Raw genomic sequence first — 21,208 nt, forward strand, 5'->3', positions numbered from 1 at the left:
CCATGTCGCACCAATCTGATCTGATCAGCGAGGACATCCTCGCCTACCTGGCCCAGCACGAGCGCAAGGAACTGCTGCGCTTCCTGACCTGCGGCAACGTCGACGACGGCAAGAGCACCCTGATCGGGCGTCTGCTGCACGACTCGAAGATGATCTACGAGGACCACCTCGAGGCCATCACCCGTGATTCGAAGAAAGTCGGCACCACCGGTGAGGAAGTCGACCTGGCACTGCTGGTCGACGGCCTGCAGGCCGAGCGCGAGCAGGGCATCACCATTGATGTCGCCTACCGCTACTTCTCCACCGCCAAGCGCAAGTTCATCATTGCCGATACCCCGGGCCATGAGCAGTACACCCGCAACATGGCCACCGGCGCGTCCACCTGCGACCTGGCGATCATCCTGGTCGACGCCCGCTACGGCGTGCAGACCCAGACCCGCCGCCACAGCTACATTGCTTCGTTGCTGGGCATCAAGCACATCGTGGTCGCGGTCAACAAGATGGACCTCAAAGGCTTCGATCAGGACGTCTTCGAGTCGATCAAGGCCGACTACCTGAAGTTCGCCGACGCCATCAACCTGACCCCGAGCAGCCTGCACTTCGTGCCGATGTCGGCGCTCAAGGGTGACAACGTGGTCAACCCCAGCGAGCGTTCGCCGTGGTACGCCGGCCCGACGCTGATGGAAATCCTCGAAACCGTCGAAGTGTCGGCCGACCGCAACTTCACCGACCTGCGCTTCCCGGTGCAGTACGTCAACCGCCCCAACCTGAACTTCCGTGGCTTCGCCGGTACCATTGCCAGCGGCGTGGTGCACAAGGGTGACGAAATCGTCGTGCTGCCGTCGGGCAAGAGCAGCCGCGTCAAGTCCATCGTCACCTACGAAGGTGAGCTGGAAAACGCAGGCCCTGGCCAGGCCGTGACCCTGACCATGGAAGACGAGATCGACATCTCCCGTGGCGACCTGCTGGTGCATGCCGACAACGTCCCGCCGGTCACCGACCAGTTTGACGCCATGCTGGTGTGGATGGCCGAGGAGCCGATGCTCCCGGGCAAGAAATACGACATAAAGCGCGCTACCAGCTATGTGCCGGGCTCGATTGCCAGCATCACCCACAAGGTCGATGTGAACACCCTGGAGCAGGGCGCTGCCAGCGCACTGCAACTGAACGAGATCGGCCGCGTCAAGGTGTCCCTGGACGCCTCGATCGCCCTGGACGGTTACGACAGCAACCGCACCACCGGTGCGTTCATCGTCATCGACCGCCTGACCAACGGCACTGTCGGCGCCGGCATGATCATCGCCCCGCCAGTGCTGCCGCACGGCAGCACCGGCCATCATGGCAAGCTGTGCCATGTGGCCACCGAAGAGCGCGCCCTGCGCTTCGGCCAGCAGCCAGCCACCGTGCTGTTCAGCGGCCTGTCCGGCGCAGGCAAGAGCACCCTGGCCTACGCCGTGGAGCGCAAGCTGTTCGACATGGGCCGTGCGGTGTACGTGCTCGACGGCCAGAACCTGCGCCACGACCTGAACAAGGGCCTGCCGCAGGACCGCGCCGGCCGTACCGAGAACTGGCGCCGCGCCGCCCATGTGGCGCGCCAGTTCAACGAAGCCGGTCTGCTGACCCTGGCTGCGTTCGTGGCCCCGGATGCCGAGGGCCGCGAACAGGCCAAGGCGTTGATCGGCAAGGAGCGCCTGGTGACCGTTTACGTCCAGGCCTCGCCGCTGGCCTGCCGCGAGCGCGACCCGCAAGGCCTGTACGCGGCTGGTGGCGACAACATCCCGGGCGAAAGCTTCCCGTACGATGTGCCGTTGGACGCGGACCTGGTGATCGACACCCAGGCCACCAGCGTGGAAGAGGGCGTGAAGCAGGTGCTGGACGTGTTGCGTCAGCGTGGCGCGATCTAAGCGCCAGGCTGCCTGAAAGAAAAACCCCGCTTCGGCGGGGTTTTTTATTCCTCTTTCCCGCAGATACAGCGCATGTTTCGGGCTCACGCTGTACCTGTGGGAGCGGGTTCACCCGCGAAGCAGGCGGCGCGGTGGATGGCACCGGCTGTGCCGGTGTTCGCGGCTGAAGCCGCTCCCACAGGGACTGCGCAAGCTTCTCGATTTTGAGCAAGGCAGTTGCCCCCAATTGGATCGCGCATGCCGTTCAGATATGTTTCTCCGACACCGGTATCACCCGCCGTTCCTTCACCGCCTTGTAGGAAAAACTCGAATAGATCTCCTTCACCCCCGGCAACCGCTGCAGCACTTCCCGGGTGAACTCCCCAAACGACTCCAGATCTCGCGCCAGGATCTCCAGCAGAAAATCATACCTCCCGGAAATGTTGTGGCAGGCGACAATCTCGGGAATCTCCATCAACCGCTGCTCGAACGCCAGCGCCATGTCCTTGGTGTGCGAGTCCATCATGATGCTGACGAACGCGGTCACGCCAAACCCCAGCGACTTGGGCGAGAGGATGGCCTGGTAGCCGGTGATGTAGCCGTTGTCCTCCAGCAGCTTGACCCGTCGCCAGCAGGGCGAGGTGGTCAGTGCCACCTTGTCGGCCAGTTCGGCAACGGTGAGGCGGGCGTTGTCCTGCAGGGCGGCGAGCAGGGCGCGGTCGGTGCGGTCGAGGCTTGAAGGCATGTTTTGCCCTCCTGGTCCGGGAATTATTGTTTTTGTTCCAGCAAGCACGCGGATGCGTGGGTAATTTTGGAAAAAATCGGGCAGCTCGGTGGCATAAGCTTATAACAAACCACAAGAGGCTGTTGCGATGCGCGACTCCCATAACAACACCGGTTTTTCCACACGGGCCATTCACCATGGCTACGACCCGCTTTCCCACGGCGGCGCCCTGGTGCCGCCGGTGTACCAGACCGCTACCTATGCCTTCCCCACCGTGGAATACGGCGCTGCGTGCTTCGCAGGGGAGGAGCCCGGCCATTTCTACAGCCGCATCTCCAACCCGACCCTGGCCCTGCTGGAACAGCGCATGGCCTCGCTGGAGGGCGGCGAGGCGGGGCTGGCATTGGCGTCGGGCATGGGGGCCATTACCTCGACGATCTGGACCCTGCTGCGGCCCGGTGACGAGCTGATCGTCGGGCGCACGCTGTATGGCTGCACCTTTGCCTTCCTGCACCATGGCATTGGCGAATTCGGCGTGAAAATCCGCCATGTCGACCTGAACGATGCCAAGGCCCTGAAGTCGGCGATCAACAGCAAAACACGAATGATCTACTTCGAAACGCCGGCCAACCCCAACATGCAACTGGTGGATATCGCCGCGGTGGCCGAGGCGGTGCGCGGGCATGATGTACATGTGGTGGTCGACAACACCTACTGCACGCCCTACCTGCAGCGGCCGCTGGAGCTGGGAGCGGACCTGGTGGTGCATTCGGCGACCAAGTACCTCAGTGGCCACGGTGATATCACTGCCGGCCTGGTGGTGGGACGCAAGGCGCTGATTGACCGTATCCGCCTGGAAGGGTTGAAGGATATGACCGGGGCGGTCCTGTCACCCCACGACGCAGCGCTGCTGATGCGCGGGATCAAGACCTTGGCCCTGCGCATGGACCGACATTGCGCTAATGCCCAGCAGGTGGCGGAGTTTCTGGCTCGGCAGCCGCAGGTGGAGCTGATTCACTACCCGGGGTTGCCGACGTTTGCCCAGTACGAGCTGGCGCAGCGGCAGATGCGTTTGCCGGGCGGGATGATCGCCTTCGAGCTCAAGGGCGGTATCGAGGCCGGGCGCAGGTTCATGAATGCCCTGCAACTGTTTGCCCGGGCGGTGAGCCTGGGCGATGCCGAGTCGCTGGCGCAGCACCCGGCGAGCATGACCCATTCCAGCTATACGCCGCAGGAGCGGGCGCATCACGGGATATCGGAGGGGCTGGTGCGCTTGTCGGTGGGGTTGGAAGATGTGGAGGACCTGCTGGCGGATGTCGAGCAGGCGCTGGACGCGTGTAGGTAAATTGCCGAAGCTCTCTCTTCGCGGCAAAAACCGTTACGGCATCACTGGATGCTGACATCAAGCTAGTTAGGTGGTGCAAAGCTGATGTCAATGGTGTGGTCGCCCGAAGAGAGAGCAAACAACGGCGTATCGTCAATGTCGTAGAGCATACGGTTCCTGATGATCAGGCCGCCACTGTTGCAGCCGAGAACCTGATAGTCAGGTCCGCTTCCTGGGTTTCTTTTGAAGAAAAATCGCAGCAGCAAGTGAGAATCCGGCTGATAGGAAATAAATAAGCGCAGTCATGTTCATCGATATTGTGTTGTCGGTGTAAGCGAAGGAAACAAAAATACCAAGAGTTGCTGTCGCGAAAGTTGGGATAAATTCAAGAAAAAGTCTGATGGCCTTGGGTAGTTTGCCAGTGAGCAGCTTGTTTGCTATCGTTCCTCCAAGCATGAAAAATACTGAAAATGTGGTAGAAATTATTAGCAGTACTATATACATCGATAACGCGGGTATGCCTGAAGTGTCATACGGGTCACCAGGGTTTTCGAGCGCAGCTTCCGAAGCGCTAAACAATAGTGCTGTTGCAATTACGTTCAAGGCTGAGGCCGTGGCTGTACAGAGCGTTTTCGAGATATTCATAATCCACCTTGAAGTCAGTGGGCTAAGATAGTATAGAATAAAAGCCAATTCAATGGTGTCGCCCGTGCTGCGCTTCGTTGTCGCGGCCTCCCATTAATTTGCTATGTTTAGCGGTAGGTCGCCTTCAATTAGAATTTCGTAGTCTTGTGCATTTGCAACGCGCCCAACTTCACGAAGCAGTGTCGTGGCTTTCTCGTCGAAGCCGCCGCGGTGGCTGCTCGCATTTGCATCATATTTATCCGAATAGGCGCGAACCACACCGACGAAAATGAGCTTTCCGTCACTACCCTTATTCAGGTCGCCAATAACTCGTAGGGTAATAGAACCTAGGTAGATGCGTGATATATTACTATCCATGCCTGTGTTATATGGGAAGGTGACATCAATCCGACTAGTGCCTGCGCTTGCTCTAGCGAATGTTGCCTGTAGTTGAGGGATTTTATGCAATTCGGGTGCGATGCCTATATTGTTTATGTTGACTTTAGCCTGCTGCCCTTTCCCTAAAAGCCAGTGTGCAATTGCTCTGAACGGAGTGAACCACCCCCCAGAAAATTCAATAGGTTGAGCTAAGGGGGCAGTATCAAGATTTGCTTTGGTGTACTCAAATGCTTTGTTCCAAGCATCTGGAATACTGATGCTCGAATTGGCCAGCATTATTGCGTCTGCACCAGACCCAGCTTTGAGTTCACGAATCAGGAAACCGTCAAGCGTAAAAGCGATGGGACGGGTGTGCTGCATTTTAGGAAGATGCAGGTTTAGCATTTCCCTCCAGTGGCCTTGTGCATAGCCAGCGCTACGCTCCTCAATGGCACGACCTATCATGGCTGCGGGGTGTGGTGTTTGTAAGCCATTAGGACGACTTGTGCCGTAATTATTTGGATAGATATACAAAGCCGGAAGTTCAATACCCATATGTCATCTCTGAGTGGGTTATTGAAAATTTCAGTAGGGAAGCCCTGCGAGCGCTCTTGGTTACGCGAATGGACATGAGAGGGTGTTTCAATATTCTTATGCCATAGGCCGTTCTGAATGTTTTTATAGTGTGCCTAATGACGACTTTTTTGTATGTCAGAAGAGCGGCCAAACAGGGTGTAGGACCACACCTGATGATTTGTAGGATCTTGCTGCTTGGGCGCATCAAGGCAGGCTGGGCGATGCATTACGCACTCCAGCCATACTGCGAAGGAGCGGGCGCATCACGGGATATCGGAGGGGCTGGTGCGCTTGTCGGTGGGGTTGGAAGATGTGGAGGACCTGCTGGCGGATGTCGAGCAGGCGTTAAAGGCTTGCAGCTAGGTTGCCTGGGCGGTCCTCTTCGCGGGCACGCTCCTTTCATAGAACTGCCCATAACTCATTGAGTTAGCAGGGGCCCTGTGGGATTGCTCGCAATTTCAGTTATCTACGCGACAGTGCAGGCCAAGGGCTGGGCAATCTCCCACAGGCATTGCGCAGATTTCGGATGCGGTGGCGTACCTGTGGGAGCGGGCGTGCCCGCGAAGAGGCCAGTGAATCCAGCCCACAAAAAAGGCCTCTTGCGAGGCCTTTGTCATGTTCGGCAGATCAACGCTTGAGCCCGTAGCTCTCGTCGAGCATGCCCGGCGCGTTCGGCGCTTTCGGCGCGTAGTCACGTGGCACTTCGGCGGTGTCCTTCGGTGGGGTCAGGCGGTCGCGTGGGCCCTGGCTGCCTTCGGAGTGCAGGGCGGCCAGCAGGCGCTGGCGCGTGACGTCATCAAGGGCCAGGCTGTTGGCGCCTTCGGCCAGGTGGTCCTGGACGTCCTGGTAGCTCTGGGTCAGTTTCTTGACCAGCACGGCGGTGCTATTGAAGTGGGTGACCACTTCGTTCTGGTAGCTGTCGAAACGCTTCTGGATGTCATCCAGCTGACGCTGGGTGCTGCTCGGCGCGGCATTGGGCAGCAGGCGAGCGACGACGAAACCGACTACCACGCCGATGACCAGGGCCAGGGTCGGCAACAACCAAACAAGGAGCGAGAGTTCCACGAGTCCTTCCTCTATAAACGGCTTTGCTTTACGTTAACGGCTCAGACCTGCGCTGTATACCGCGAGCGATCGCAAATCAGAACAGAATTCCTCACCTAGACGAATCGACCCCTCCCGAGGTCACGGAGTAGTGCCTTGCTTGTCCGCGAAACCCCCTTGTTCATCGATGGCCCCAGTGGCCAGCTGGAAGCCTTGTACCTGGACGTGGCCAATGCCCGTGGCGTGGTGCTGATCTGCCACCCCAACCCGGTCCAGGGCGGCACCATGCTCAACAAGGTGGTCTCGACCCTGCAGCGCACCGCCCGTGACGCCGGCTATGTGACCCTGCGTTTCAACTACCGTGGCGTCGGGCAGAGCGCCGGCAGTCATGACATGGGCGCTGGCGAAGTGGCCGATGCCGAGGCCGCTGCGGCCTGGCTGCGCGAAAAGCACCTGGGCCTGCCGCTGGTGCTGATGGGTTTCTCGTTCGGCGGCTTCGTCGCCACCAGCCTGGCCGGCCGCCTGGAAGCTGCCGGAGTAGAGCTGCAACAGCTGTTCATGATCGCCCCGGCGGTCATGCGCCTGACGGCGGAGTTCCCGCTGCCGCAGCGCTGCCCGATCACCGTGGTGCAGCCGGACGCCGACGAAGTCGTCGCGCCGCAGCTGGTTTACGATTGGTCCGACAGCCTGTCGCGCCCCCATGAGCTGCTGAAAGTGGCAGAATGCGGACACTTCTTCCATGGCAAGCTGACCGATCTGAAGGATCTGCTGCTGCCGCGCCTTTCGAACTGAGCCAAGCCTGAATAAGCGAACACCCATGACCACGCGCATTCTTACCGGTATCACCACCACCGGCACTCCGCACCTGGGCAACTACGCCGGCGCCATTCGCCCGGCGATCCGTGCCAGCCAGCAGCCCGGTGTCGACTCGTTCTACTTCCTGGCCGACTACCACGCCCTGATCAAGTGCGACGACCCGCTGCGCATCCAGCGTTCGCGCCTGGAAATCGCCGCCACCTGGCTGGCCGGTGGCCTCGACCCGGACAAGGTGACCTTCTACCGCCAGTCCGACATCCCGGAAATCCCCGAGCTGACCTGGCTGCTGACCTGCGTCAGCGCCAAGGGGCTGCTCAATCGCGCGCATGCCTACAAGGCTTCGGTGGACAAGAACCTGGAAAACGGCGAAGACCCGGATGCCGGCGTGACCATGGGCCTGTACAGCTACCCGGTGCTGATGGCCGCGGACATCCTGATGTTCAACGCCAACAAGGTGCCGGTCGGCCGTGACCAGATCCAGCACGTGGAAATGGCCCGCGACATCGGCCAGCGCTTCAATCACCTGTTCGGCCAGGGCAAGGACTTCTTCGCCCTGCCGGAAGCGGTGATCGAGGAGAGCGTGGCGACCCTGCCGGGCCTGGACGGGCGCAAGATGTCCAAGAGCTACGACAACACCATCCCGCTGTTCACCAGCGCCAAGGACATGAAGGACGCCATCTCGCGCATTGTCACCGACTCGCGTGCGCCTGGCGAAGCGAAAGACCCGGACAACGCGCACCTGTTCACCCTGTTCCAGGCCTTCTCGACGCCGGCGCAGTGCGCCGAGTTCCGTGAAGAGCTGCTGCAGGGCCTGGGCTGGGGTGAAGCCAAGCAGCGGCTGTTCCAGCTGCTGGATGGCCAGCTGGCCGAGAAGCGCGAGTACTACCACCAGCTGATCGCCCGCCCGGCGGACCTGGAAGACATCCTGCTGGCCGGCGCCGCCAAGGCCCGCAAGATCGCCACGCCGTTCCTCGAGCAGCTGCGCGAGGCCGTTGGCCTGCGTTCGTTCCGCAGCAGCGTGCAGGCCAGCACCGAAGTGAAGAAGAAGGCCGCCAAGAGTGCACGTTTTGTCAGCTTCCGTGACGAAGACGGCAGCTTCCGCTTCCGTCTGCTGGCCGCCGACGGTGAACAACTGCTGCTGTCGCGCAGCTTCGCCGACGGCAAGAGCGCCGGCGCCGTGAGCAAGCAGTTGCAGCAGGGTGGCGAGGCGGATGTGCGCGTCGAAGGCCTGGGCTTTGGCCTGTGGCTGAACGGCGAACAGGTTGCCGACGGGCCGCAGTTCGACAGCGCCGAAGCCCGTGATGCAGCCATTCAAAGCCTGCGTGCAGCGCTTCAGCCACAACAGGACTGAGGCATTTCGCCTGTAGGAGCGGGTTTACCCGCGAACACCGGCAAAGCCGGTGCCATCCAGCACTTAGTTGGTCTGGATGAGGCATATTGACGCAAGTCGCATTGCCATTAAGCGGGCCTGTCGCTACAGTGACGGCCCGTTTTTTGTTGCCTCGCTAACGAATCATGACGCCCCTAGAACGATATCAAGCAGATCTGAAACGTCCCGACTTCTTCCATGACGCGGCGCAGGAAACTGCGGTGCGTCACCTGCAGCGCCTGTACGACGACCTGGTACACGCGCAGAACAACAAGCCGGGCGTGTTCGGCAAGCTGTTCGGCAAGAAGGAGCAGACCCCGGTCAAGGGCCTGTACTTCTGGGGTGGGGTAGGGCGCGGCAAGACCTACCTGGTCGATACCTTTTTCGAGGCGCTGCCGTTCAAGCAGAAGATGCGCACGCACTTCCACCGCTTCATGAAGCGTGTGCACGAGGAAATGAAAACCCTCAAGGGCGAGAAGAACCCGCTGACCATCATCGCCAGGCGCTTCAGCGAAGAAGCCAAGGTGATCTGCTTCGACGAATTCTTCGTGTCGGACATTACCGACGCGATGATCCTCGGCACCCTGATGGAAGAGTTGTTCAAGAACGGCGTATCGCTGGTGGCTACCTCCAACATCGTGCCCGACGGCCTGTACAAGGACGGCCTGCAGCGCGCGCGCTTCCTGCCGGCCATCGCCATGATCAAGCAGTACACCGACGTGGTGAACGTCGACAGCGGGGTCGACTATCGTCTGCGTCACCTCGAGCAGGCCGAACTGTACCACTACCCGCTCGATGAGGCGGCGCACCAGAGCCTGCGCGCCAGCTTCAAGGCCTTGACTCCTGAGTGCACCCAGGCGGTCGAGAACGACGTGCTGATGATCGAGAATCGCCCGATCCAGGCCCTGCTGACCTGTGACGACGTGGCCTGGTTCGACTTCCGCGCGCTGTGCGACGGCCCTCGTAGCCAGAACGACTACATCGAGCTGGGCAAGATCTTCCATGCCGTGCTGTTGAGCAACGTGGAGCAGATGGGCGTCACCACCGACGACATCGCCCGCCGCTTCATCAACATGGTGGACGAGTTCTACGACCGCAACGTCAAGCTGATCATCTCGGCCGAGGTGGAGCTCAAGGATCTGTATACCGGCGGGCGCTTGGCCTTCGAGTTCCAGCGCACCCTGAGCCGCTTGCTGGAGATGCAGTCGCACGAGTTCCTGGCGCGGGCGCACAAGCCCTGAGAATCCGGGGCTGCAAAGCAGCCCCGGAAGGCCTCAAGCCTCCTGCATGAACTGCTGCCGATACTGGTTCGGCGACAACTCGGTGTGCTGGCGGAACAGCCGCGCAAAGAAACTGGCATCGTCATAGCCGACCTCGTAACTGATGGTCTTGATGCTCTTGCGCGTGCTCGACAGCAACCCCTTGGCCGTCTCGATCCTCAACCGTTGCAGGTAGTGCAGCGGTTTGTCCCCCGTCGCGCCCTGGAAGCGGCGCATGAAGTTGCGAATGCTCATGCCGTGGTTGCGAGCCACGTCCTCGAAGCGGAACTTGTCGGCGAAGTGTTCCTCCAGCCAATGCTGGATCTGCAGGATGATCAGGTCCTGGTGCAGCTTCTGCCCGCCAAAGCCCATGCGCCCGGGGGTGTAGTTGCGCTGTACTTCGTAGAGGATGTCGCGGGACACGGCGCGGGCCACGTTGGCGCCGCAGAAGCGTTCGATCAGGTAGATGTACAGGTCGCAGGCTGAAGTGGCGCCGCCAGCACAATAGATATTGTCGGCGTCGGTCAGGTGCTTGTCCTGGTTCAGGCGGATCTTCGGGAAGCGTTCGGCAAAGCTGGTGAAGAAGCGCCAGTAGGTGGTCGCTTCCTTGCCGTCGAGCAGGCCGGATTCGGCCAGCCAGAACACGCCACTGGCCTCGGCGCACAGCACCGCGCCGCGGGCATGCTGTTCACGCAGCCACGGCAGCACCTGTGGATAACGTTGCAGCAGGTTGTCGAAGTCGTCCCAGAAAGCCGGGAGGATGATCACATCGGCGTCGTCCAGGCCGCCGTCGACCGGCAGTTGCACATGGCTGAAGCTGTCCACGGGCTGGCCGTCCGGGCTCACCAGGCGGATCTCGAACATGGGCTGCAGGCCCAGGCCCAGCTGTTTGCCGTAGCGCAAGCTGGCGAGGTGGAAGAAGTCCTTGGCCTGCATCAAGGTCGAAGCGAACACCTTGTCAATGGCCAGGATGCTGACGCGCCGCAGCGACGCGGGGGGTTGGGTAAACATCATTGTCATTGTTCTTATAGGGTAGAGTGGTCAATCACCGGCTGGATCGTCTTATTTTTTGGCGATTGTGTCTAGCCTGCCGGACTGCGCGTGTTTCTTCGCGGGCTCGCCCGCGAAGAAACCGGCACAAGGTCGGCTCAAGGCGCCGGGTTCGGCTGCTCTTGGTGAATCGCCTCGATCGCCGCCAGCAGTTCATCACTCAGGCTCAGCTCGAGGCTGGCCAGGTTGCTGTCCAGCTGCTCGAGGCTGGTCGCACCAATGATGTTGCTGGTCACGAACGGCTGCCGGGTGACGAACGCCAGGGCCATCTGCGCCGGGTCCAGGCCATGTTCGCGGGCCAGTTGCACATAGCGGCTGCAGGCCGCCACGGTCTGTGGGTTGGAGTAGCGGGCAAAGCGGCTGAACAGGGTCAGGCGTGCGTTTTCCGGGCGTGCGCCGTTCTCGTATTTGCCGGAAAGCATGCCGAACGCCAGCGGCGAATAGGCCAGCAGGCCGCACTGTTCGCGGATGGCCACTTCCGCCAGGCCCACTTCGAAGCTGCGGTTGAGCAGGTTGTACGGGTTCTGGATCGATACCGCCCGTGGCCAGCCGCGGCTTTCGGCCAGTTGCAGGAACTTCATGGTGCCCCACGGCGTTTCGTTGGACAGGCCGATGTGGCGGATCTTGCCTGCGCGCACCTGCTCGTCGAGCACTTCGAGGGTTTCTTCCAACGGGGTGAAGTGGTCCTGTGGCAGGTGCTGGTAGCCCAGCTTGCCGAAGAAGTTGGTGCTGCGCTCGGGCCAGTGCAGCTGGTACAGGTCGATGCGGTCGGTCTGCAGGCGCTTGAGGCTCTCGTCCAGCGCCGCGACGATGTGCTGGCGGTTATGCTTGAGCTGGCCGTCGCGGATGTGGCTGATGCCGTTGCCGGGGCCGGCGACCTTGCTGGCCAGCACCCAGTCGTCGCGATCGCCATTGTCACGGAACCAGTTGCCGATGATGCGCTCGGTGGCGGCATAGGTTTCGGGGCGGGGCGGCACCGGGTACATCTCGGCGGTGTCGATGAAGTTGACCCCCGCGGCCTTGGCCCGGGCAATCTGCTCGAAGGCCTCGGCCTGGACGTTCTGTTCGCCCCAGGTCATGGTGCCCAGGCACAGGGCGCTGACGGTGAGGTCGGTACGGCCGAGCTGGCGGTATTCCATCGGGTAGACACTCCTTGGCAAAGAAGCTCATCAAAGCAGGTTGAAATTTTTCGCGCAATCTGGATAATTCGGCACCTCTCCGTGTGGCGGAAGTGATGCACCACCACGCAGGAAGAACCCCGTCGAACATTGGCGTGCCTGACCCGAGCCCCCAAAGCGTCAGCGTTCGGCTGCGCGCTTGCCCTTGGCAAGCTGTGCACTATCCAGTAAGATTCGCCGTCTATTTTTCGCTGGGCGGCCTCTGAGGCTTTAGAGAATGAAAACTTTTACTGCTAAACCGGAAACAGTAAAGCGCGAGTGGTTCGTAGTCGACGCCGCTGGCCAGACCCTGGGTCGTCTGGCTACCGAAATCGCTAGCCGTCTGCGTGGCAAACACAAACCAGAATACACCCCTCACGTTGACACCGGCGACTACATCGTCGTTATCAACGCTGAACAGGTTCGTGTGACTGGTGCCAAGTCTTCCGACAAGATGTACTACTCCCACTCCGGTTTCCCGGGCGGCATCAAGGAAATCAACTTCGAGAAGTTGATCGCCAAGGCCCCTGAGCGTGTTATCGAAACTGCGGTCAAAGGCATGCTGCCGAAGAACCCGCTGGGTCGCGACATGTACCGCAAGCTGAAAGTGTACGCGGGTGCTGCTCACCCACACACTGCTCAGCAGCCTCAAGAACTGAAGATCTAACGGGATAGTTCATTATGTCGGCGACTCAAAACTACGGCACTGGCCGTCGCAAGACCGCAACCGCTCGCGTATTCCTGCGTCCGGGTACTGGTAACATTTCCATCAACAACCGTTCTCTGGACGTGTTCTTCGGTCGCGAAACCGCTCGCATGGTTGTTCGTCAGCCGCTCGAGCTGACCGAAACCGTTGAGAAGTTCGACATCTACGTCACCGTTTCCGGTGGTGGTGTCAGCGGTCAAGCCGGTGCGATCCGTCACGGTATCACCCGCGCTCTGATGGAATACGACGAAACCCTGCGTGGCGCTCTGCGTCGTGCTGGCTACGTCACCCGCGACGCTCGTGAAGTCGAGCGTAAGAAAGTGGGTCTGCGTAAAGCGCGTAAGCGTCCTCAGTACTCCAAGCGTTAATACCGCTTCGGCAGTCGAAAAAAGCCCGGTTCCCTGGAACCGGGCTTTTTTTATGTCTTGAACTAACCTGTCAGCATGTCAGTGACCACTTGTCGCATAGACGCAGATCAAGCAAAGCACGGGTAGTCGCCCCTGGTTGGGGTAATCACCTTGTCAGTGTGTGGATTTGTTTCTTACCATGGCGGCCAATTTTTAGCGCCATTGACACAACCTAAGTACAGGGTCTGGTTCAACAGGCCAAGCAAGCTGATGGGAGAGGACTGAATGAGCAATGACGGCGTCAACGCAGGCCGGCGCCGCTTCCTCGTAGCCGCGACATCCGTAGTCGGGGCGGCGGGGGCAGTGGGGGCTGCGGTACCGTTCGTGGGGTCATGGTTTCCCAGTGCCAAGGCGAAAGCCGCGGGTGCACCGGTGAAGGTCAATATCGCCAAGGTCGAGGCCGGGCAGCAGATGGTGGCCGAGTGGCGTGGCCAGCCTGTGTTCATCGTGCGGCGAACGGACGAGATTCTCGGCAACCTGAAAAAAGTCGTCGGTGATCTGGCTGACCCCGAGTCCAAGGCCTCGGTGCAGCCGACCTACGTCGATCCGCAGGTTCGTTCGATCAAACCGGAAATCCTCATCCTCGTCGGCCTGTGCACGCACCTGGGCTGCTCGCCTACCTTCCGCCCGGAAGTCGCACCCGCCGACCTCGGCCCGAAATGGGTCGGTGGCTATTTCTGCCCGTGCCACGGCTCCCACTACGACCTGGCTGGCCGTGTCTACAAGTCGCAGCCGGCGCCTCTCAACCTGCCCGTGCCACCGCACTCTTACGAGTCGGACGAGATCGTCGTCATCGGCGTTGACCAGGAGAACGCATGATGAGCAAGTTCATGGACTGGATTGATGCTCGCTTCCCCGCCACCAAGATGTGGGAAGACCACCTGAGCAAGTATTACGCGCCCAAGAACTTCAACTTCCTGTACTTCTTCGGCTCCCTGGCGCTGCTGGTGCTGGTCAACCAGATCGTCACCGGTGTGTGGCTGACCATGAGCTTCACGCCCTCGGCGGAAGAGGCGTTCGCCTCGGTCGAGTACATCATGCGTGACGTGGAATACGGCTGGATCCTGCGCTACCTGCACTCCACCGGTGCATCGGCGTTCTTCATCGTGGTCTACCTGCACATGTTCCGAGGCCTGCTCTACGGCTCCTACCAGAAGCCGCGTGAACTGGTATGGCTGTTCGGCATGCTGATCTACCTGGCGCTGATGGCCGAAGCGTTCATGGGCTACCTGCTGCCGTGGGGCCAGATGTCGTACTGGGGTGCCCAGGTGATCATCTCGCTGTTCGGTGCCATCCCGGTGATCGGTGGCGACCTTACCCAGTGGATCCGCGGTGACTACCTGATCTCGGGCATCACCCTGAACCGCTTCTTCGCCCTGCACGTGGTCGCCCTGCCAATCGTGATTCTCGGCCTGGTGGTGCTGCACATCCTTGCCCTTCACGAAGTGGGTTCGAACAACCCCGATGGCGTCGACATCAAGAAGAAAAAGGACGAAAACGGTATCCCGCTGGACGGTATCCCGTTCCACCCGTACTACACCGTCAAGGACATTGTCGGCGTGGTGGTGTTCCTGTTCGTGTTCTGCGCCGTGGTGTTCTTCTTCCCGGAAATGGGCGGTTACTTCCTGGAAAAACCGAACTTCGAGCAGGCCAACGCCTTCAAGACTCCAGAGCACATTGCGCCTGTGTGGTACTTCACACCGTTCTACGCGATCTTGCGTGCGGTACCTGACAAGCTGATGGGTGTTATCGCCATGGGTGCGGCGATTGCCGTGCTGTTCGTGCTGCCCTGGCTCGACCGCAGCCCGGTGCGTTCAATGCGCTACAAGGGCTGGATCAGCAAGCTCTTCCTGCTGGTGTTCTGCGTGGCCTTCGTCATCCTCGGCGTGCTGGGCGTACTGGCGCCGACACCTGGGCGTACCTTGCTGTCGCAGGTGTGCACGGTGTTGTACTTCGCCTACTTCCTGCTGATGCCGTTCTACACAAGGCTCGAGAAGACCAAACCGGTTCCGGAAAGGGTGACTGGCTGATGAAAAAGTTGATTGCAGTATTTTTGCTGGCAGTGATGCCTGCCTTTTCCTTCGCGGCCGAACCCGGCCTGGAGCTGGACAAGGTCGACATCGACCTGAGTGACAAGGCCGCCATGCAGGACGGTGCGCGTACCTTTGCCAACTATTGCATGGGTTGCCACAGTGCCAAGTTCCAGCGTTACGAGCGGGTGGCCGATGACCTGGGCATCCCGCACGAGCTGATGCTGGAGAAGCTGGTGTTCACGGGGGCAAAGATCGGTGACCACATGCAGATCGGCATGAAGCCCAGTGACGCCAAGACCTGGTTCGGTGCGGCACCGCCCGACCTGACCCTGGTTGCCCGGGTGCGTGGCACCGACTGGCTGTACACCTACCTGCGCAGCTTCTACGAGGACCCGTCGCGGCCTTACGGGGTGAACAACAAGGTGTTCCCGAACGTCGGCATGCCCAACGTACTGGTTGGCCTGCAGGGCAACCAGCATGTTGGTTGCAAGCAGGTGCAGACCGTGATCGATGGCAAGAAGCAATTCGACCCGTTGACCGGCACCCCGATAACCCATGAAGCCTGCGACCAGCTGACCATTACGCCGAATTCCGGTACCCTGACGACCGAGCAGTTCGACGAGAAGGTCAAGAACCTGGTGACCTTCCTGGCCTATTCGGCCAACCCGGTCAAACTGGAAAGCCAGCGCATCGGTACCTACGTGTTGCTGTACCTGGCTTTCTTCTTCGTATTCGCCTACTTGCTCAAGCGTGAATACTGGAAGGACGTGCACTGATCACGCAGTAGTTTCTGGTTGTTGAACGCGCCCGTGGTGGCTTGGCAGATCTGCCAGGTCACCACGGGCGCGTTTTCATTTACAGTTTCACAAGCATCCCGTGCGAGGAGCCGCTACATGGGCGCAACCAACAGGTTAGCCTGCTATTCCGACCCCGCTGATCACTATTCTCATCGGGTACGCCTTGTGCTCGCCGAGAAGGGCATCAGCGTGCAGGTCATCGATGTCGACCCTGGTCGCCTGCCACCCAAGCTGGTCGAGGTGAACCCTTACGGCAGCGTGCCGACCCTGGTCGATCGTGACCTGGCGTTGTATGAATCGACCGTGGTGATGGAATACCTCGAGGAGCGTTACCCGCATCCGCCGTTGATGCCGGTGTACCCCGTTGCGCGCGGCAACAGCCGTTTGCTGATGCACCGTATCCAGCGCGACTGGTGTGCCCTGGCCGATACCGTGCTCGACCCGCGTAGCAGCGAGGCTGCTCGTGCCGAGGCGCGCAAGGCCTTGCGCGAAAGCCTGACCGGGGTCTCGCCATTGTTCGGCGAGTTCGCCTGTTTCATGAGCGAGGAGCAAAGCCTGGTCGATTGTTGTCTACTGCCCATACTCTGGCGTTTGCCGGTGTTGGGAATCGAGTTGCCGCGGCAAGCCAAGCCGCTGCTGGATTACATGGAGCGGCAGTTCGCCCGCGAGCCTTTCCAGGCGAGCCTGTCCTCCGTAGAACGTGAAATGCGCAAGCTTTAAGGAGCCGTTGATGAACTCCAGTCGCCCCTATCTGGTTCGAGCACTGTACGAGTGGATCGTCGACAACGATTGCACGCCCCATATGCTGGTCAATGCCGAGTTCCCGAAGGTCCAGGTGCCGGACGGTTTCGCCAGTGATGGCCAGATCGTCTTGAATATCTCGCCAAGCGCCGTGCGCAGCCTGCACATGGACAACGATGCGGTCAGCTTCGAGGGCCGTTTCGGCGGCGTGGCTCACTCGCTGTTCGTGCCGGTTGGCGCCATCCTGGGCATCTACGCCCGCGAAAATGGCCAGGGTATGGTCTTCGAACTGGAGTCGCCGGATGGCGACGACCTTGAGGACGATGATGTACAGCCGGATGACGATGGCCCGCCTGAAGGGGGCGGCCAGCCGCCGCGTCCGACTGGGCGACCAAGCCTGAAAGTGGTCAAGTGACAAAAAAGGCGATCCAACCGGATCGCCTTTTTCTTTGCCGCCAACTTTGGGTTACAGGTCGCTGATGGTGCGTACCTGGTCCTTGTTGATGCGGGTGCGCTTGCCGTCGAGTTGCTGGAACTCGTAGAAGCCGGCGTCGCGGTCGAACTTCGGTGCGTCGACGGCCTGGATTTCACGGCCATCGTTGAGGGTGATCAGGCTTGGGGTGGAGCAGCCGGCCAGGGTGGCGAAAGTGCCGAACAGCAGGGCGGGCAGCAGAAGCTTTTTCATGCGGTGTTTCCTGGGTTTACGAAAGGTGGGGCAGTGTTGTTGCCTGTGCTGGCCTCTTCGCGGGTTTGCCCGCGAAAAGGCCGGCACAGGCAATCTGTGAATCAGTCGATGTACTCGAACAGCTTGACGATCTTCTGCACGCCCGACACACCCTGTACCACGGCAGTGGCCGAGTTGGCCTCCTGCTGGGTCACCAGGCCGAGCAGGTAGACGATGCCGTTCTCGGTAATCACCTTGATGCGCGAGCTGGGGACGGCATTGTCGGTCAGCATCTGGGCCTTGATCTTGGTGGTCAACCAGGCGTCGTTGTTGCGCGCCAGGATGGAAGAGGGCTGCATCACCTGCAGTTCGTTGTGCACTTTCTTGACCCGCTGCACCTGGCTGGCGGTCTGCTCGGCGAGGCTCTTGAGGTCGGCGCGTGGGGTCTGGCCGGCCAGCAGGACGATGCCGTTGTAGCTGCTGACAACGATGTGCGAACCTTTGTCCAGGTCAGGGCTGGCCTTGGCGATATTGACCGAGGCCTTGGTTTCGATCAGCGAATCGTCGATCTTGCTGCCGATGGTGCGCGTGCCGCGATCATCTTCGATCGGCGAATTGCGGGTAGAGGTCAGTACCGAGCTGCAACCGGTGACGCTCAGGCACAGGGTCAGGGCCATCAGGCCGAGGCGCATAGGGGTCATTCTTCACTCCCGAACAGTTGGCTGTCGATCAGATCACACAGGCAGTGGATCGCCAGCAGGTGGACTTCCTGGATGCGTGCGGTAACCGTCGAAGGTACGCGGATTTCCACGTCTTCGGGCAGCAGCAGCGAAGCCATGCCGCCGCCGTCACGGCCAGTCAATGCTACGACAATCATTTCGCGGTCATGTGCGGCCTGGATCGCCTGGATGACGTTGGCCGAGTTGCCGCTGGTGGAAATCGCCAGCAGAACGTCGCCGGGCTGGCCAAGGGCGCGGATCTGCTTGGAAAAGACTTCGTTGTAGCTGTAGTCGTTGGCGATCGAGGTCAGGGTCGAGCTGTCGGTGGTCAGCGCGATGGCCGGCAGGCTCGGGCGTTCGCGCTCGAAGCGGTTGAGCAGCTCCGAGGAAAAATGCTGGGCATCGCCGGCCGAGCCGCCGTTGCCGCAGGCGAGCATCTTGCCCTCGTTGAGCAGCGCGTTGACCATGACCAGGCTGGCCTGCTCGATGTGCGGTGCCAGGATGTCCATTGCCTGTTGCTTGGTATCGATGCTGGCCTGGAACAGCCGGCGAATTCGGGATTGCATGTCCATCTGGTGACCTTAAATGGGGCGGTGGCCTTTGCTACGCGCAACAACGACCAGCCCGCGAAACATAGAGCAAAAAAATCGGAGTGGGTTCAGCATTCGAAGGCATTTTTCAGCCATTGAAGCGGTCTGCCTGCATGGTGGCTGCCCTGCAGGGCGACTACGTCGAAGCGGCAGGGGTGGTTGCCCCAGTGGGGCTCCTTCTGCAGGAACAGGCTGGCGGCGAGCACCAACCGTTTCTGCTTGCGCCCGTCGATACTGCCGAGGGCGCCACCGAAGCCCGCGTGCAACCGGTAGCGGACTTCGACGAATACTACTGTATCGGCGTCGAGCATGACCAGATCAAGCTCTCCACCTTTGCATCGCCAGTTGCGCGCCAGCAGTTGCAGACCCTGCCCTTGAAGGTACTCAAGGGCCTGGGTTTCTGCTGCCTGCCCGGCGCGGGTGGGCGACGCTGCTGCCATCAGCGAGGGGTGTCAGGCAGGCGCTGGACCTGGCCGCCGGAGAACTCGGCCCAGGGCAACTGGCGTTCGACGCGCTGGTTGGCGTTCATGCTCAGGCTGCCCGAAAGGCCCAGTACGCGGTTGTCCGGCAGCGCTTTCAGCTGGCCCAGGCGTGGCGCCAGGCTGTAGGCATCGATGCCCATGGCATACAGGCGGCCCAGGCTGCCGGCGGCTTGCGGCCACTGCTGCACGACCTGCTGGCGCAGGCTGTTGCTGGTGTCGAGCAGCCACGGCGTTTCGCAGAAGCGGATGCCGTTCATGTCGTTGTACTGGTTGACGTCACCACTGGCGCTGTACAGGTTCGAGGTGGCGTAGACCGGTACGTCACCGGCGTACTGGAAGTTCAGGGTCGGCTTGATCTGCTGGGCCTGTTGCGGGGTCGAGGCGAGGAAGATGAAGTCGATGTCCTGGCGGCGCGACGGCTGTGCGGCGATGCTGCCGCCTACCGTGCTCTGCAGGCTCTTGGCGCGGCCCTCGCTCTGGCGCAGCTGGAACAGGTCGGCAATCTGCTGGGCCAGGGCGACCGGCTGGGCGATGCGCTCGGCGGCGAGCAGGGTGCCACCGTTGCCCTCCCAGTCCTGGCGGAAGGCGGCAAGCACGCGGTCGCCCCATTCGCCGCTCGGCACCAGGGCTACGGCGCGGACCATGCCATCGGCGCGGGCGCGGCGTGCCACTTCACGGGCTTCGTCTTCGGCAGCCAGGCCGAACTGGAACAGCTGCGGCGGAGCCTTCTGGCCGGCGTCGGCGTAGTTCAGGGCCAGGGTAGTGATCGGCAGTTGTGGCTTGGCAGCCAGTTGCTTGACCAGCGGTTTTTCCAGCGGGCCAATGACCAGCTGTACGCCAGCGGCCTGGGCCTGGCGATAGAAGTCGTCGAGCGAGCCGATGCGCGAGCTGTCGAATACCTGCACGGCTGGCGCCTGCTGGCCGGCTTGCTGGGCCTGGAAGTGCGCAGCCATGAAGCCGTCACGCAAGGCGCGGGCAACACCGGCCAGCGGGCCTTCCTGGGGCAGCAGCAGGGCAATCTTGGTCAGCGGCTGGCTGGCCAGCTCCTTGAGCTTGGTCAGCGCCAGCGGCAGTTGCTGGGCGGCCGGGTGGTCCGGGTGCTGCTTGACCCAGGCTTCGATAGCCGCTTGCTGTTGCTCCAGGGTGCCGGCGCTTTTTACCGCGAAGGCCAGGCTGGTCCAGCCGGCCAGGGTCTGGTCGTTGCCTGGCTGCTGCAGTTGCTCTGCCGGCAGCGAGGCGACCAGGGCCCAAATGGCGTCATTGTTGGCGCTGGCGGCCTGGCCGCTGAGCCGCGGGGCCAGCAGTACGCGCTGTTGCGCGGCGGCCAGGGCCTGGCCATCGGCTTCGAGGGCGGCTGCGTGCACGCTGTAGGTGCGCGCCTGTTGTTGTTCTGGCAGTTCGGCGACGCGTTGCAGGCTGGGGTGAGCCAGGGCGGTCAGTGCAGCCTTGGGCTGGTTGCGGCTCATGGCCAGCTCGGCACCGAGGGTGCTGGCGAACACTTGCTGGGCCGGCTTGAGCGTGTCCAGCGGCACCTGCTCAAGGATGCGTGCGGCGCGTGGGAAGTCCTTCTGCTTGTAGGCCAGGTCGGCTGCGCTCAGGCGCAGCAGGGCGGCGTCTTCCGCGGACTTGCTGGAAGCTGCCTTTTCGAGCAGTTGCTCGATGCTGGCGTCCGGGGTGCGTGGCAGTTCGCCCAGGCTGGATGAGGGCGAGCTGGCACAGGCTGCCAGCAGGGCGGCAAGGCAGAGGGCTGTGAACAGCCGCAGGCAAGCGATCATGTAAAGGTCCTGTTACTCGATCAAGGTGGCCGGCAATTGTACCCAAGCGCTGGCCGGGGCGCGATGTCGCCGTGTCGATCCTTCACTATA

General features: G+C 61.2%; 23 protein-coding genes and 1 pseudogene. 13 read left to right on the forward strand and 11 right to left on the reverse strand.

What is annotated here, in order from left to right:
- Positions 1 to 2: 2 nt before the first annotated feature.
- Complete coding sequence (cysN, locus tag ACIQYU_RS14445) at positions 3 to 1,904, forward strand: sulfate adenylyltransferase subunit CysN (protein WP_063913326.1); 1,902 nt, start codon at positions 3 to 5, stop codon at positions 1,902 to 1,904.
- Positions 1,905 to 2,148: 244 nt separating this feature from the next.
- Here cysN and ACIQYU_RS14450 read toward each other — a convergent pair whose 3' ends face one another.
- Positions 2,149 to 2,628 carry an Lrp/AsnC family transcriptional regulator gene (locus ACIQYU_RS14450; protein ID WP_063913325.1) on the reverse strand — a complete coding sequence of 160 codons (480 nt, stop codon included), beginning with the start codon at positions 2,626 to 2,628 and terminating at the stop codon, positions 2,149 to 2,151.
- A gap of 127 nt (positions 2,629 to 2,755) precedes the next feature.
- Here ACIQYU_RS14450 and ACIQYU_RS14455 point away from each other — a divergent pair, with 127 nt between their 5' ends.
- Complete coding sequence (locus ACIQYU_RS14455; protein ID WP_207834484.1) at positions 2,756 to 3,952, forward strand: methionine gamma-lyase; 1,197 nt, start codon at positions 2,756 to 2,758, stop codon at positions 3,950 to 3,952.
- Positions 3,953 to 4,150: 198 nt separating this feature from the next.
- Here ACIQYU_RS14455 and ACIQYU_RS14460 read toward each other — a convergent pair whose 3' ends face one another.
- Both ACIQYU_RS14460 and ACIQYU_RS14465 read right to left on the reverse strand, forming a co-directional pair.
- Positions 4,151 to 4,576, reverse strand: coding sequence for a hypothetical protein (locus ACIQYU_RS14460; RefSeq protein WP_207834486.1), 426 nt, complete (start codon positions 4,574 to 4,576; stop codon positions 4,151 to 4,153).
- Positions 4,577 to 4,669: 93 nt separating this feature from the next.
- Positions 4,670 to 5,488, reverse strand: a complete 819-nt coding sequence (locus tag ACIQYU_RS14465) for a lipid II-degrading bacteriocin (protein ID WP_402800525.1) — start codon at positions 5,486 to 5,488, stop codon at positions 4,670 to 4,672.
- A 246-nt stretch (positions 5,489 to 5,734) separates the two neighbouring features.
- Between ACIQYU_RS14465 and ACIQYU_RS14470 the strand changes: the two are divergent.
- Positions 5,735 to 5,872, forward strand: a pseudogene (locus ACIQYU_RS14470) (PLP-dependent transferase); the annotation flags it as partial.
- Between the two features lie 264 nt (positions 5,873 to 6,136).
- Here the strand turns inward: ACIQYU_RS14470 and ACIQYU_RS14475 are convergent.
- Positions 6,137 to 6,574 (reverse strand): YhcB family protein, encoded by a 438-nt coding sequence (locus ACIQYU_RS14475; protein ID WP_207834492.1) that lies wholly within the window; start codon positions 6,572 to 6,574, stop codon positions 6,137 to 6,139.
- Positions 6,575 to 6,709: 135 nt separating this feature from the next.
- On the opposite strand from ACIQYU_RS14475, the gene ACIQYU_RS14480 reads away from it, so the two are divergent.
- From ACIQYU_RS14480 to zapE, 3 genes are all read left to right on the forward strand, one after another.
- Complete coding sequence (locus tag ACIQYU_RS14480) at positions 6,710 to 7,345, forward strand: alpha/beta hydrolase (protein WP_015271727.1); 636 nt, start codon at positions 6,710 to 6,712, stop codon at positions 7,343 to 7,345.
- Positions 7,346 to 7,370: 25 nt separating this feature from the next.
- Complete coding sequence (locus ACIQYU_RS14485) at positions 7,371 to 8,720, forward strand: tryptophan--tRNA ligase (RefSeq protein ID WP_343584639.1); 1,350 nt, start codon at positions 7,371 to 7,373, stop codon at positions 8,718 to 8,720.
- A gap of 164 nt (positions 8,721 to 8,884) precedes the next feature.
- Complete coding sequence (gene zapE, locus ACIQYU_RS14490) at positions 8,885 to 9,979, forward strand: cell division protein ZapE (RefSeq protein WP_207834496.1); 1,095 nt, start codon at positions 8,885 to 8,887, stop codon at positions 9,977 to 9,979.
- 33 nt (positions 9,980 to 10,012) lie between these two features.
- Here zapE and ACIQYU_RS14495 read toward each other — a convergent pair whose 3' ends face one another.
- Both ACIQYU_RS14495 and ACIQYU_RS14500 read right to left on the reverse strand, forming a co-directional pair.
- Positions 10,013 to 10,933 (reverse strand): GlxA family transcriptional regulator, encoded by a 921-nt coding sequence (locus ACIQYU_RS14495; RefSeq protein WP_207834649.1) that lies wholly within the window; start codon positions 10,931 to 10,933, stop codon positions 10,013 to 10,015.
- A 212-nt stretch (positions 10,934 to 11,145) separates the two neighbouring features.
- A complete protein-coding gene (locus ACIQYU_RS14500) occupies positions 11,146 to 12,186 on the reverse strand; it encodes an NADP(H)-dependent aldo-keto reductase (RefSeq protein WP_233687058.1) in 1,041 nt (346 codons plus the stop codon).
- 256 nt (positions 12,187 to 12,442) lie between these two features.
- On the opposite strand from ACIQYU_RS14500, the gene rplM reads away from it, so the two are divergent.
- The 7 genes from rplM (at position 12,443) to ACIQYU_RS14535 (ending at position 17,303) form a co-directional block, all read left to right on the forward strand.
- Positions 12,443 to 12,871, forward strand: coding sequence for a 50S ribosomal protein L13 (gene rplM, locus ACIQYU_RS14505; RefSeq protein ID WP_003260798.1), 429 nt, complete (start codon positions 12,443 to 12,445; stop codon positions 12,869 to 12,871).
- 14 nt (positions 12,872 to 12,885) lie between these two features.
- On the forward strand, positions 12,886 to 13,278 hold the full coding sequence (gene rpsI, locus ACIQYU_RS14510; RefSeq protein WP_003260797.1) for a 30S ribosomal protein S9: 393 nt from the start codon (positions 12,886 to 12,888) through the stop codon (positions 13,276 to 13,278).
- Positions 13,279 to 13,542: 264 nt separating this feature from the next.
- On the forward strand, positions 13,543 to 14,136 hold the full coding sequence (gene petA, locus ACIQYU_RS14515; protein WP_015271723.1) for a ubiquinol-cytochrome c reductase iron-sulfur subunit: 594 nt from the start codon (positions 13,543 to 13,545) through the stop codon (positions 14,134 to 14,136).
- Positions 14,136 to 15,347, forward strand: coding sequence for a cytochrome bc complex cytochrome b subunit (locus ACIQYU_RS14520; protein WP_025340560.1), 1,212 nt, complete (start codon positions 14,136 to 14,138; stop codon positions 15,345 to 15,347). Before petA ends, ACIQYU_RS14520 begins: the two co-directional genes overlap by 1 nt.
- Positions 15,347 to 16,126, forward strand: coding sequence for a cytochrome c1 (locus ACIQYU_RS14525; RefSeq protein WP_207834506.1), 780 nt, complete (start codon positions 15,347 to 15,349; stop codon positions 16,124 to 16,126). The genes ACIQYU_RS14520 and ACIQYU_RS14525 overlap by 1 nt, the downstream gene beginning before the upstream one ends.
- A gap of 117 nt (positions 16,127 to 16,243) precedes the next feature.
- Positions 16,244 to 16,867 (forward strand): glutathione S-transferase N-terminal domain-containing protein, encoded by a 624-nt coding sequence (locus tag ACIQYU_RS14530; protein WP_063913318.1) that lies wholly within the window; start codon positions 16,244 to 16,246, stop codon positions 16,865 to 16,867.
- A gap of 10 nt (positions 16,868 to 16,877) precedes the next feature.
- Positions 16,878 to 17,303, forward strand: coding sequence for a ClpXP protease specificity-enhancing factor (locus tag ACIQYU_RS14535; protein ID WP_207834508.1), 426 nt, complete (start codon positions 16,878 to 16,880; stop codon positions 17,301 to 17,303).
- Between the two features lie 51 nt (positions 17,304 to 17,354).
- Here the strand turns inward: ACIQYU_RS14535 and ACIQYU_RS14540 are convergent, their stop codons facing one another.
- The 5 genes from ACIQYU_RS14540 to ACIQYU_RS14560 form a co-directional block, all read right to left on the reverse strand.
- Positions 17,355 to 17,573 carry a YgdI/YgdR family lipoprotein gene (locus ACIQYU_RS14540; RefSeq protein ID WP_046616516.1) on the reverse strand — a complete coding sequence of 73 codons (219 nt, stop codon included), beginning with the start codon at positions 17,571 to 17,573 and terminating at the stop codon, positions 17,355 to 17,357.
- A 101-nt stretch (positions 17,574 to 17,674) separates the two neighbouring features.
- Positions 17,675 to 18,253, reverse strand: coding sequence for a BON domain-containing protein (locus ACIQYU_RS14545; protein ID WP_063913315.1), 579 nt, complete (start codon positions 18,251 to 18,253; stop codon positions 17,675 to 17,677).
- Entirely contained in the window at positions 18,250 to 18,843 is a 594-nt protein-coding gene (locus tag ACIQYU_RS14550) for a phosphoheptose isomerase (protein WP_012274070.1), read from the reverse strand. The genes ACIQYU_RS14545 and ACIQYU_RS14550 overlap by 4 nt, the downstream gene beginning before the upstream one ends.
- Before the next feature lie 86 nt (positions 18,844 to 18,929).
- Complete coding sequence (locus ACIQYU_RS14555) at positions 18,930 to 19,301, reverse strand: YraN family protein (protein ID WP_051098564.1); 372 nt, start codon at positions 19,299 to 19,301, stop codon at positions 18,930 to 18,932.
- Entirely contained in the window at positions 19,301 to 21,118 is a 1,818-nt protein-coding gene (locus tag ACIQYU_RS14560; protein ID WP_402800537.1) for a penicillin-binding protein activator, read from the reverse strand. The genes ACIQYU_RS14555 and ACIQYU_RS14560 overlap by 1 nt, the downstream gene beginning before the upstream one ends.
- Between the last annotated feature and the right edge of the window lie 90 nt (positions 21,119 to 21,208).

Origin of the sequence: Pseudomonas sp. NPDC096925 (genome assembly GCF_044762545.1) — a bacterium.
Taxonomy (GTDB): Bacteria; Pseudomonadota; Gammaproteobacteria; order Pseudomonadales; family Pseudomonadaceae; genus Aquipseudomonas.